Annotated in this window: 7 protein-coding genes and 1 pseudogene; 7 read left to right on the top strand and 1 reads right to left on the bottom strand. The window is 72.4% G+C overall.

Annotated features, from left to right (window positions below; translation table 11 throughout):
• The 4 genes and pseudogenes from KZ820_RS21150 to phbB form a co-directional block, all read left to right on the top strand.
• Positions 1-518 (top strand): annotated as a pseudogene (locus KZ820_RS21150) (dihydroxy-acid dehydratase); the annotation flags it as partial.
• 385 nt (positions 519-903) lie between these two features.
• Positions 904-3,120 carry a molybdopterin cofactor-binding domain-containing protein gene (locus tag KZ820_RS21145; protein WP_219750783.1) on the top strand — a complete coding sequence of 739 codons (2,217 nt, stop codon included), beginning with the start codon at positions 904-906 and terminating at the stop codon, positions 3,118-3,120.
• Positions 3,121-4,140 carry a ferrochelatase gene (gene hemH, locus KZ820_RS21140; RefSeq protein WP_219750782.1) on the top strand — a complete coding sequence of 340 codons (1,020 nt, stop codon included), beginning with the start codon at positions 3,121-3,123 and terminating at the stop codon, positions 4,138-4,140.
• A 30-nt stretch (positions 4,141-4,170) separates the two neighbouring features.
• Positions 4,171-4,893, top strand: a complete 723-nt coding sequence (phbB, locus tag KZ820_RS21135) for an acetoacetyl-CoA reductase (protein ID WP_219750781.1) — start codon at positions 4,171-4,173, stop codon at positions 4,891-4,893.
• A gap of 150 nt (positions 4,894-5,043) precedes the next feature.
• Here phbB and KZ820_RS21130 read toward each other — a convergent pair whose 3' ends face one another.
• Positions 5,044-5,934 carry a LysR substrate-binding domain-containing protein gene (locus KZ820_RS21130; protein ID WP_219750780.1) on the bottom strand — a complete coding sequence of 297 codons (891 nt, stop codon included), beginning with the start codon at positions 5,932-5,934 and terminating at the stop codon, positions 5,044-5,046.
• A gap of 188 nt (positions 5,935-6,122) precedes the next feature.
• Between KZ820_RS21130 and KZ820_RS21125 the strand changes: the two genes are divergently transcribed.
• The 3 genes from KZ820_RS21125 (at position 6,123) to KZ820_RS21115 (ending at position 12,197) form a co-directional block, all read left to right on the top strand.
• On the top strand, positions 6,123-9,326 hold the full coding sequence (locus KZ820_RS21125) for an efflux RND transporter permease subunit (protein WP_219750779.1): 3,204 nt from the start codon (positions 6,123-6,125) through the stop codon (positions 9,324-9,326).
• Positions 9,319-10,509, top strand: coding sequence for an efflux RND transporter periplasmic adaptor subunit (locus tag KZ820_RS21120; RefSeq protein WP_219750778.1), 1,191 nt, complete (start codon positions 9,319-9,321; stop codon positions 10,507-10,509). Before KZ820_RS21125 ends, KZ820_RS21120 begins: the two co-directional genes overlap by 8 nt.
• 320 nt (positions 10,510-10,829) lie before the next feature.
• Positions 10,830-12,197, top strand: coding sequence for an efflux transporter outer membrane subunit (locus KZ820_RS21115; protein ID WP_258048408.1), 1,368 nt, complete (start codon positions 10,830-10,832; stop codon positions 12,195-12,197).
• The last annotated feature ends 16 nt before the right edge of the window (positions 12,198-12,213 follow it).

Genomic DNA, 12,213 nt, shown 5'->3' with positions numbered 1-12,213 from the left:
ACGGGCCCGAGGACTATCACGCGCGGATCGACGATCCCGCGACCGGGATCACGCCCGAGACCTTGCTGTTCATGCGCGGCGCCGGGCCGGTCGGCTATCCCGGCGCGGCCGAGGTGGTGAACATGCGCCCGCCGGCGTATCTGATCACCGAGGGCGTGCATGCCTTGCCGTGCATCGGCGACGGGCGCCAGTCGGGGACGAGCGGGTCGCCCTCGATCCTCAACGCCTCGCCCGAGGCGGCGGCGATGGGCGCGCTGGCCTTGCTGCGCACCGGCGACCGCGTGCGCGTCGACCTCAACCGGGCGCGCGTCGACGTGCTGGTGGACGAGGCCGAGCTGGCCAAGCGCCGCCGCGCGCTCGAGGCGGCGGGGGGCTATGCCTATCCGGCCTCGCAGACGCCGTGGCAGGAGATCCAGCGCGCGGTGGTGGGCCAGATGAACACCGGCGCGATCCTCGAGGGCGCGGAGAAATACCAGCGCATCGCGCAGACCATGGGCCTGCCGCGGGACAACCACTGAGGCGGTAGGCGCGTGGTGGCGGGCGCCGGCGGCGCGTTGCGCCCCGCCTGCCACCCAGCGCTACCGTCATCCTGAGCGTGTCTCAGGATCCACCATGCCGCGTACCCCATGGCCGCGGCGCCTCCGGGACAGTGGATCCTGAGACGAGCTCAGGATGACGCGGGGAGAGGAGGGCGCCCAGCCGTCTTGCGGGACCGCGCTCGGGACAGATGCGCTCACCGCGCTCCCTCTCCGCGCCTTCGCGCCTCCGCGTAAAGGAACTTCGCCGCGCGAAGTCGCGCAGCGGGACGCGGTACCGCCACCGTGTAAGCAACACCTCATACCCGATCACCCTGAGCGAGCTTTCGCGCTTCCCCGCCGTGCGCCGTCCCGCTACGCCCGCCGCATGGCCGCGCTGACCCGTCGCAAGCTGCTGATCTCCGGGGGGGCCGGCGTCGGGCTGGTGGTCGCCTGGGCGGTGTGGCCGCGACATTATGGCGCCGCGCTGCCGACCGCGCCGGGCGAGGCGGCGTTCGGTGCCTTCCTCAAGATCGCGCGCGACGGCCAGGTGATCGTCGCGGTCCCGCAGTGCGAGCACGGCCAGGGCGTCTACACCACGCTGGCGCAGATCGTCGCAGACGAGCTCGGCGCCGACTGGCGCACCGTCGGCGTCGAGGCCGCGCCGCTCGCGCCGCCCTACGCCAACCCGCTCGGCGCCGCCGCGCTGTTCGCCGATGACGCGGCGCACGTGCCCGCGCGGGTGCGCGACGAGCTCTGGACGCGCGACTCGCTGCTGGTCACCGCCGGCTCCAGCTCGGTGCGCCGCTTCGAGCAGCCGCTGCGCGAGGCCGGGGCAGCGGCACGCGTGCTGCTGTGCCAGGCCGCGGCCCAGCGCTGGGACGCCGACTGGCAGCAGTGCGACACGCGCGCCGGCTTCGTCACGCTCGGCGACCGCCGCCTCCGCTTCGCCGAGCTGGCCGAGGCGGCCGTGGGCGGGCAAGTCCCCGAGGAGCTGCCGCTGCGGCTCGGCGACGAGGGACGGCTGAGCGGCGAGTCGCTGCCGCGGCTCGACTCCCCCGCGAAGGTCGACGGCTCGGCCAATTTCGTCGCCGACGTGCGCCTGCCCGACATGGTCTTCGCCAGCGTCCGCCAGGGGCCGCAGCCCGGCGCGCGGCTGCTCTCGTGCGACAAGGCAGCGGCCGAGCGGGTGCGCGGCCTGATCTCGGTGGTGACGACCGATCACTGGGTCGCCGCGGTGGCGAACAATTGGTGGTCGGCCAACCACGGTGTCGCCGCGCTGGCGCCGCGCTTCGCGCGCCGCGGCGCGATGGTCGACGACGCCGCGATCGAGCGGGCGCTCGACGCCGCGCTCGATCGCGCCGGCGAGCCGGTCGCGCGCGTCGGCGACGCTGCCGCGGCGTTGCGCGGCGCGGGCGTGATCACGGCCGAATATAGCGTCCGCCCCGCGCTCCACGCCGCGCTGGAGACCCCGGCCGCGACCGCGCACTGGCGCGACGGACGGCTCGAGCTGTGGCTCGCCACCCAGGCGCCGACGCTCGCCCGCGCCGCCGCGGCCGCCGCGGTCCAGCTGTCCGAGCGCGATGTTATTGTCCACCCGATGCAGGTCGGCGGTTCGTTCGGCGCGGCGCTGGAGCATGACGTCGCGGCGCAGGCGGCGGTGCTCGCGCGCGCGCTGCGACGGCCGGTGCAGCTCTGCTGGTCGCGCGGCGAGGCGCTGCTGCAGGACCGGGTCCGCGCCCCCGCCAAGGCGCGGATGCGCGCGCGGCTCGGCCCGCGCGGCACGATCCTGGCGTGGCACGCTGCCATCGCCGCGCCGTCGACCGGGCGCGCGCTCGGCGAGCGGCTGCTCGAAGGCGACCCGCTCCGCCGCGTCGCCGCCGCGCTGCCCGCGGGCGCGGACCGCTACGCCACCTCGGGCGCGGTGCCGCCTTATCGGCTGCCGGCGCTCGCGGTCGACCATCACCCGGTCGCGCTCGACCTGCCGACCGGCCACCTGCGCGGCGGCGCCGACGGCTACACCGCCTTCTTCACCGAATGTTTCATCGACGAGCTGGCGCGCGCCGCGGGGAGCGAGCCGATGTCCTACCGCGTCGGGCTGCTCGGCGGCGACGCGCGGCTGGCGCGCTGCCTCACCACCGCGGCCGAGCTCGGCGGCTGGTCGGGCGGGGTGCCCGGCAGCGCGCAGGGCATCGCGTGCCATCGTCTGGCGGGCAGCGCGATCGCGGTGCTCGCCGAGGCCGAGATGGAGGAGGGGGGTGCGCCGCGCGTCAGCCGGCTGGTCGCCGCGGTGGATTGCGGGCGCGCGATCAACCCCGACGTGGTGCGCCAGCAGATCGAGGGCGGGCTGGTGTTCGGCGTCGCCGCCGCGACCGGCGCCACGGCGGGCTACCAGGACGACCTCGCCGCGGTCCGCCACCTCGGCGCGCTCGACCTGCCGACGCTCGCCACCGCGCCCGAGATCAGCGTGGAACTGATCGCCAGCGGCGCGGATTGCGGTGGGATCAGTGACCTCGGCGTGCCCGCGGTCGCTCCCGCCATCGCCAACGCGCTGTTCGCTGCCGCCGGCACGCGCCGGCGCGCGCTGCCGCTCAGGAGTTCGTAGATGCTGCCCGCCGACCATCCGACGATACCGGCGCCGCGCGTCGGCGTGCTGCTGATCAACCTCGGCACGCCTGATTCCGCCGACACGCGCGCGGTGCGCCGCTACCTCGCCGAGTTCCTGTCGGACCGGCGCGTGGTCGAGCTGCCCAAGATCGCGTGGCAGCCGATCCTGCGCGGGATCGTGCTGACCACGCGGCCGAAGAAGTCCGCGCACGCCTATCGGCAGGTGTGGAGCGAGGCGGGCTCGCCGCTCGCCGCGGTGACGCGCGCGCAGTCGGCGGCGCTCCGGGGCGCGTTCGGCGACGGCGTGCTGGTCGACTGGGCGATGCGCTACGGCAACCCGGCGATCGCCGACCGGCTGGCGGCGATGAAGGCGGCGGGGTGCGAGCGCATCCTGCTCGCGCCGCTCTATCCGCAATATTGCGCCGCGACGACCGCCACCGCCAATGACAAGGCGTTCGCCGCGCTGGCGCAGTGGCGCTGGCAGCCCGCGATCCGCACCTTGCCGCCCTATCACGACGATCCCGCCTACATCGCGGCGCTGGCCGCGCGCGTCGGCGAGGGGCTGGACGCGCTCGACTTCGCCCCGGACGCGCTGATCGCCAGCTTCCACGGCATGCCGCAGCGGACGCTGGAGCGCGGCGACCCCTATCACTGCCACTGCCAGAAGACCGCGCGGCTGCTCGGCGAGGCGCTGCGCGAGCGGCTCGCCGGCCGGCCGCTGACGGTGGCGTTCCAGTCGCGCTTCGGCAGCGCCAAGTGGCTCGGCCCCGCCACCGACACCACGCTGGAAGCCATGCCGGGTCAAGGCGTCCGCAAGGTCGCGGTGGTGGCGCCGGGCTTCTCGGCCGACTGCCTGGAGACGCTGGAGGAGCTGGCGATCCGCGGGCGCGAGAGCTTCCTCGCCGCGGGCGGCACGCACTTCGCCTACCTGCCCTGCCTCAACGACTCGCCGCAGGGCGTCGACATGCTGCGCACCATCCTGTCACGCGAGCTTGAAGGCTGGGTGGCGCGCGGCTAGCCTCTCACCAAGGTTAAGGGAGAGGCAGGCATGGCAAGGGTCGCGATCGTCACCGGTGGGACGCGGGGCATCGGCGAGGCGATCAGCGTGGCGCTACGCGACCTCGGCATGACCGTCGCCGCCAATTACGCCGGCAACGACGAGCGCGCGCGTGACTTCACCGCGCGCACTGGCATCGCCGCGTACAGATGGGACGTGGCCGACCATGACGCCTGCCAGGACGGCTGCGCCAGGGTCGCGGCCGAGCTCGGCCCGGTCGACGTGCTCGTCAACAACGCCGGGATCACGCGCGACGGCACGATCCTGAAGATGACCTACCAGATGTGGAAGGAGGTCATGGACACCAACCTGGGCGGCTGTTTCAACATGGCCAAGGCGGTGTTCCCCGGCATGCGCGAGCGCAAATGGGGCCGGATCGTCAACATCGGCTCGATCAACGGCCAGGCCGGGCAGTACGGCCAGGTCAACTACGCCGCGGCGAAGAGCGGCATCCACGGCTTTACCAAGGCGCTGTCGCAGGAAGGTGCGCGCGCCGGCGTCACCGTCAACGCGATCGCGCCGGGCTATATCGACACCGACATGGTCGCGGCGGTTCCCGGCGAGGTGCTGGAGAAGATCGTCGCCAAGATCCCGGTCGGCCGGCTCGGCCAGGCGCAGGAGATCGCGCGCGGCGTCGCCTTCCTGTGCTCGGAGGAGGCCGGTTTCGTCACCGGCTCGACGCTGAGCATCAACGGCGGCCAGCACATGTACTGAGACCGGCCCGAACGCGTTCGAAGCAAGGCGTGCTCCTGCGCACGCGGGAGCCCAGGGCAAGTAGCGGCATCGCCCGCGAGTCTGGGCTCCTGCGTGCGCAGGAGTTCGGGTCGGCTTGGATGCATCGAGCCTTGGATCCCGGAGAAGCGCTCAGGCAGCTCCCGCGGTCACGATCGCGGCGAAATGGGCGGCGGCGGGCGGGCTCGCGGCGGCATGGACGAGCCACATCGCGCTCACCGCGCTCTCGTCCGCCAGCGCGGTATAGACCAGCCCGGCCGACTGGAGCGCGCATAGCGACTCCGCCACCACGGTGATGCCGACCCCGGCCGCCACCAGCCCGAGCAGCGTCGAAACCTCGCGCACCGTCTGCGCGACGCGCGGCTCGGCCCCGGCCGCGCGCATCAGCGCGAACAACTCCTCGGTGAAGCCGCCGCTGCGATCGCTGGCATAGACCACGAGCGGGTACGCCGCCGCGTCCGCCAGGCGCAGCCCCCTGCGACCGGCGAGCGGGTGGTCGGGACGGGCGGCCACGACCAGACGCTCGCGCAGGATGCGGGAAGCCGTGAGCTCGGGCGGCAGCGCGGGCGGGGCGGCGCTGCGGAGGAAGCCGACGTCGAGCGCGTCGGCCAGGATCGCCGCCACCTGTGCCGGCCCGGCGATCTCGGACAAGGCGAGCTGCACGTCGGGGTAGCGCAGCCGGTAGGTGTGGATCGCGGCGGCGACCTGCGGGATGAAGGGAGCGGAGGCGTTGAAGCCGACGCGTAGCTCGCCCAACTCGCCGCGAGCGGCACGGCGCGCCACCGCCGCCGCCGTGTCCGCCTCGACCAGCGTGCGCCGTGCCGCCTCGAGGAACATTGTCCCGGCGTAGGTGAGCGTGACCCGGCGACTGGTACGATCGAGCAGTCGTACGCCCAGCTCGTCCTCCAACTGGCGGATCTGCTGGCTGAGCGGGGGCTGAGAGATTCCGAGTCGTGCCGCCGCGCGCGCGAAATGCAGGTCCTTGGCGACTTGGACGAAGTAACGCAGATGCCGCAGCTCCATGATCGATAGGCTGTACGTATCGATTGGCCCGGAAACAATATTAGACAAACCGTTAACCAGCGCTCATTCGCTGCACCGCGGCATGTCATTGCGCCGCCGTCCCTTCCTGGTTGTCCGACGCCGCGCTCGCTAGGCTGGCGCGCGACGCCGCTCACGAGGGCGGACGTCACCTACGGGAAGCTGTGCCCATGATCGGCATCGTACGCATCGCGCTGGCGCGCCCGCTGACCTTCATCGTCATGGCGATCCTGATCGCGATCGTCGGCGTGCTCGCGGCGATCCGCACCCCGGTCGACATCTTCCCCGACATCAGGGTGCCGGTGATCGCCACCGCGTGGCAATATGCCGGCCTGTCGCCGGACGAGATGTCCGGGCGGATCATCACCCCGTTCGAGCGCGTGCTGACCACCACGGTCAACGACATCGACCATATCGAGAGCCAGTCGCTGCCGGGCATCGGCGTGGTGAAGATCTACTTCCAACCCGGCGCCGACATCCGCACCGCCACCGCGCAGGTCACCTCGGTATCGCAGACCGTGCTCAAGCAGCTGCCGCCGGGCATCACCCCGCCGCTGGTGCTCAACTACAGCGCCTCGACGGTGCCGATCGTCCAGCTCGCGCTGTCGGGGAAGGGCCTGTCCGAGGGGCAGATGTTCGATCTCGCCAGCAACCAGGTGCGCCCCGGGCTGGTGACCGTGCCGGGCGCGGCGATCCCCTATCCCTCGGGCGGGCGCCAGCGCCAGATCCAGATCGACCTCGACCCCGACGCGCTCCAGTCCAAGGGGCTGTCGGCGCAGGACGTCGGCAACGCGATCGCGGCGCAGAACCAGATCAACCCGGCAGGCTTTGCCAAGATCGGCGGCTTCCAGTACAGCGTCCGCCTCAACAACGCGCCGGGATCGATCGAGGAGCTCAACAGCATCCCGGTGAAGGTCGTCGGCGGCGCCACCATCTACATGCGCGACGTAGCCCACGTGCGCGACGGCTCTGCGCCGCAGACCAACGTCGTCCATGTCGACGGCGCGCGCTCGGTGATCATGACCGTGCTCAAGAACGGCGCGACCTCGACGCTGGCGATCGTGCAGGGGATCAAGGACGCTTTGCCCAAGATCCAGGAGACGCTGCCGAGCACGCTCAAGATCGTGCCGATCGGCGATCAGTCGCTGTTCGTCCGCGCCGCGGTGGAGGGCGTGGTCAAGGAGGGCGCGATCGCGGCGGCGCTGACCAGCCTGATGATCCTTCTGTTCCTCGGCTCCTGGCGCTCGACCGTGATCATCGCGATCTCGATCCCGCTGGCGATCCTGTCCGCGATCATCGGCCTCGCTGTCACCGGCAACACGCTCAACACGATGACGCTGGGCGGTCTCAGCCTCGCGGTCGGCATCCTGGTCGACGACGCGACGGTGACGATCGAGAACATCAACTGGCACCTCGAACAGGGCAAGCCGGTCCACCGCGCCATCCTCGACGGCGCGGCGCAGATCGTCACGCCCGCCTTCGTCTCGCTACTGTGCATCTGCATCGTCTTCGTGCCGATGTTCTTCCTGCCGGGCGTCGCGGGCTTCCTGTTCGTGCCGCTCGCGCTGGCGGTGGTGTTCGCGATGATCGCCTCGTTCATCCTGTCGCGCACGCTCGTACCGACCATGGCGATGTATCTGCTGCGCCCGCACGGCGCGGGCGACGACCACGACCAGCACAGCGCCGGCGCGCCCGCGTCGCGCAACCCGCTGGTGCGCTTCCAGCGCGGCTTCGAGGCGCGGTTCGAGCGGATCCGCACGGGATACGGCGGGATGCTCGAGCGCGTGCTCGCCGCGCCCAAGGGGTTCGTGATCGGCTTCCTGGCGGTGGTGCTGCTGTCGTTCGGACTGGTGCCCTTCCTCGGGCAGAACTTCTTCCCCTCGGTCGACGCCGGGCAGATCGCGATGCACGTGCGCGCGCCGGTCGGCAGCCGGATCGAGGAGACGTCGGCCGAGTTCGACCGCATCCAGCGCCGCATCCGCCAGATCATTCCGGCGGAGGAACTGATCTCGGTGGTGGACAACATCGGCCTGCCGGTCAGCTCGATCAACACGACCTACAATAATTCGGGGACGGTCGGCCCGCAGGATGGCGACGTGCTGATCCAGCTGTCGCACGATCACGCGCCGACCGATGATTATGTCCGCCGCCTGCGCGAGCAGCTGCCGCGCGACTTCCCCGGCGCGACCTTCTCCTTCCTGCCGGCGGACATCACCAGCCAGATCCTCAACTTCGGCGCGCCCGCGCCGATCGATATTCAGGTCGCGGGCAAGGATGCGGCCGCCAACGCCGCGTATGCGCAGAAGATCATGCGCCGCATCGCCAAGATCCCCGGCCTCGCCGACGCGCGCATCCAGCAGTCGGCGCGCTACCCGCAGCTTAACGTCGCGGTCGATCGCAGCCGGATCGGCCAGTACGGGCTGACCGAGCGCGACGTGACGACCAGCCTGGCGAGCTCCCTGGCGGGCACGCAGCAGACTGCGCCGGTGTTCTTCCTCAATCCGGACAACGGCGTGTCCTACCCGGTGGTGGCGCAGGCGCCCGAGTATCGCGTCGGCTCGATGAGCGACCTGTCGAGCATCCCGGTGACCGGCGCCAGCGGGCGCTCGCAGGTGCTGGGGGGGCTCGGCACGATCGTGCGGAGCAACGCGCCCGCGGTGGTGTCGCACTACAATATCGCGCCGGTGGTCGACATCTTCGCCACCCCGGCGGGGCGCGACCTGGGCGCGGTGGCGGGCGACATCCGCACGGTGCTCGACGAGCTCAAGGCCGAGGCCCCGAAGGGCGCGACCGTCACGCTGCGCGGCCAGTACGCCACGATGAACAGCGCTTTCTCCGGCCTGGGCTACGGGCTGCTCGGCGCGATCGTGCTGATCTACCTGCTGATCGTCGTCAACTTCCAAAGCTGGCTCGACCCGTTCGTGATCATCACCGCGCTGCCCGGCGCCTTGGCGGGGATCATCTGGATGCTGTTCACCACCGGCACGACCTTGTCGGTGCCCGCGCTCACCGGCGCGATCATGTGCATGGGCGTGGCCACCGCCAACGCGATCCTGGTGGTGAGCTTCGCGCGCGAGCGGCTCGCCGAGCTCGGCGACGCCACCGCCGCCGCGTTGGAGGCGGGCATGACCCGCTTCCGCCCGGTGCTGATGACCGCGCTGGCGATGATCATCGGCATGCTGCCGATGGCACTGGGGCTGGGCGAGGGGGGCGAGCAGAACGCGCCGCTCGGCCGCGCGGTGATCGGCGGGCTGCTGGTCGCCACCTTCGCCACGCTGATGTTCGTCCCCGTCATCTTCAGCCTCGTCCACCGCCGCCGCGCCGCCGCCGCGCCGACGCGCGAGGCCCATCATCTGGAGCAAGCCCATGTCTGAGGCGTCGTTCGAGACGTCCCCCGCGGCGCCGCCCGCCGCGCCCGCGACGGCGTCGTCGCGCTCGCTGCGCACCGCCGGGATCGCCGCGGCGGTGATCGCGGTCGGCGTCGTCGGCGCGGGGATCGCGACGCGCTCGCGCACCGACAGCAAGCTCGCCGACTGGACCGCGGCGCAGTCGACCCCGACCGTCGCGGTGATCCAGGCCAAGCCTGCCGCGGCGACCGGCGCGCTGACGCTCCCCGGCAACCTCCAGGCGATCAACAGCGCCCCGATCTTCGCGCGCACCAGCGGCTACGTGCGGAGATGGTACGTCGACATCGGCGACCCCGTGCGCGCCGGCCAGACGCTGGCGGTGCTCGACGCGCCCGAGATCGACCAGCAGCTCGCCGCCGCACGCGCCGACCTGGAGACCGCGCGCGCCAACCAGCAGCTCGCCGCCTCGACCGCGACGCGCTGGCGCAACATGCTCGCCAAGGACGCGGTGTCGAAACAAGAGACCGACGAGAAGGTCGGCGACCTCGCCGCCAAGACCGCGGTGACCAACGCGGCGCGTGCCAACGTCTCGCGGCTGACCTATACGCAGGGCTTCACCCGGCTGATCGCGCCCTTCGCCGGCATCGTCACCAGCCGCTCGACCGACATCGGCGCGCTGGTCACCGCGGGCACCGCCGCGTCGACACCGTTGTTCACCGTGTCCGACGTGCGGCGAATGCGCGCCTATATTCGCGTGCCGCAGAATTATTCGGCGCAGATCCACCCGGGCATGCACGTGACGCTGACGCTGCCCGAATATCCCGGCCGCAGCTTCGACGCGACGCTGACCCGCACCGCCGGCGCGGTGGAGCAATCCTCGGGCACGGTGCTGGTGCAGGTCGAGGCGCCCAACCCCGACCGCGCGCTCAAGCCCGGCGCCTATGCGCAGGCGAGCTTCCCGGTGGCGGGGGCGAGCGGCGCGGTGGCGCTGCCCGCGAGCGCGCTGATCGTCGGCGAGAGCGGTACGCAGGTCGCGCTGGTCGGAGCGGACGGCAAGGCGCACCTGCGCACGATCCGGATCGGGCAGGACCATGGCAACACGGTGGAGGTAAGTTCGGGCGTCACCCCGCGCGACCGCGTGATCGACAACCCGCCCGACTCGCTCGCCGACGGCGACGCGGTGCAGGTGCAGAAGGCGGGCGCGCGGTGAGGGGGCGGGTGCGGCGTCCGCGGCCCTGGGCTCCTGCGTTCGCAGGAGCACGGATCCGGGCGGTGAACGACGGATGTGTTCCTGCGCACGCAGGAACCCAGGGCGTTGTGGCGGAACGCCTGATGTGCTGCGGTCCGGGGAGCGCACCGTCGCCCCTCGCCCTTCCGTCACCCCGGACTTGTTCCGAAGCCCGAAGTGCCGCTCCTCCAATGAGCGTGGATCGCGCTGACGGGTGGATCCCGGAACAAGTCCGGGATGACGGGAGGAAGACAGAAGGCCGCTCCTTCCTCGTCACCGGCCGCCTCGCCACACTCGGCGCGCTGCTCGCCACCGCGGCCTGCTCCGTCGCGCCCGCGTATGTCCGCCCCGCCACGCCCGCGCCCGCGGCCTACAAGGAGGCGGAGGGGTGGCAGGCGGCCGGCACCGACGTCGCTCCCTCGGGCAAGTGGTGGGAGGCCTTCGCCGACCCGGTCCTCACCGGCCTCGAGGAGCGAGTCGTCGCCGGCAACCAGGATCTCGCCGCCGCGGTGGCGCGCTACGACCAGGCGCGCGCGGTCGCCCGCCAGGCGCGCGCCGATCTCTTCCCCGAGGTCGGCGTGTCCGCCGACGTCAGCCGCGACCGCGTCTCGGCCGGCCGCCCGCTCGCGCTCGGCAGCGCCGCGCCCTATACGGTCGGGACGGTCGGCGCCTCGCTCGCCTATGAACTCGACCTGTTCGGCCGCGTGCGCGACTCGGTGCGCGCCAGCCGCGCGGACGCCGCCGCGAGCGAAGCCGATGTCGCGGCGGTGACCCTGGGGTTGCAGGCGCAGCTCGCCAGCATCTATTTCGACATGCGCGGGCTCGATGCGCGGATCGTGCTGCTGCGCCAGACGGTGGAGGCGAACGCGCGCGCTTATCAGCTGACCGACACGCGCCACAGCGGCGGCATCGCCTCGGGGATCGACGTCAGCCGCGCGCAGAACCTGCTCGCCAGCGCGCGCGCCGAGCTGTCCGCGGTCGGCGTGGCGCGGCAGCGCGACGAGCATGCCATCGCGGTGCTGCTCGGCGAGGCGCCGGCCGGCTTCACGCTCGCGGTCGAGGACCGCCAGCTCGCGCCGCCCGCGATCCCCGCCGGCCTGCCCTCGACCCTGCTCGAGCGCCGCCCCGATATCGCCGCCGCCGAGCGGCGCGTCGCCGCCGCCAACGCGCGCATCGGCGTGGCGCGCTCGGCCTTGTTCCCCAGCGTCACGCTCGGCGCGGCGGGCGGATTCGAGGCGGCGCGCGGCTCGCTGCTGAGCGCCTCCAACGGCTTCTGGGCGCTGGGGCCGCTCTCCGCCGCGCTGGCGATCTTCGACGGCGGGCGCCGCCGCGCCGGCGTGCAGCGCGCGCGCGGCGAGTATGACGAGGCGGCGGCGTCGTACCGCCAGACCGTGCTCACCGCTTTCCGCGAGGTGGAGGACGCGCTCGCGAGCCAGCGGCTGCTCGCCGCGCAGGAGCGCGACCAGCGCATTGCGGCCGAGGCGGCCGAGCACACGCGCGAGCTGGCGCTGATCCGCTACCGCGACGGGGCGGCGGACTATCTCGAGGTGGTCACCGCACAGACCGCCGCGCTCGACGCCGAGCGCGCGCTGCTGACGGTGCGCAGCCAGCAGCTCCAGACCGCGACCGACCTGATCCGCGCGCTGGGCGGTGGTGTCGCGGCGGGCTGAGCCGCCCGTCATCGTT

The sequence above is a fragment of the Sphingomonas citri genome, assembly GCF_019429485.1.
GTDB lineage: Bacteria > Pseudomonadota > Alphaproteobacteria > Sphingomonadales > Sphingomonadaceae > Sphingomonas > Sphingomonas citri.
This window is presented reverse-complemented; position numbering and strand designations above follow the sequence as displayed.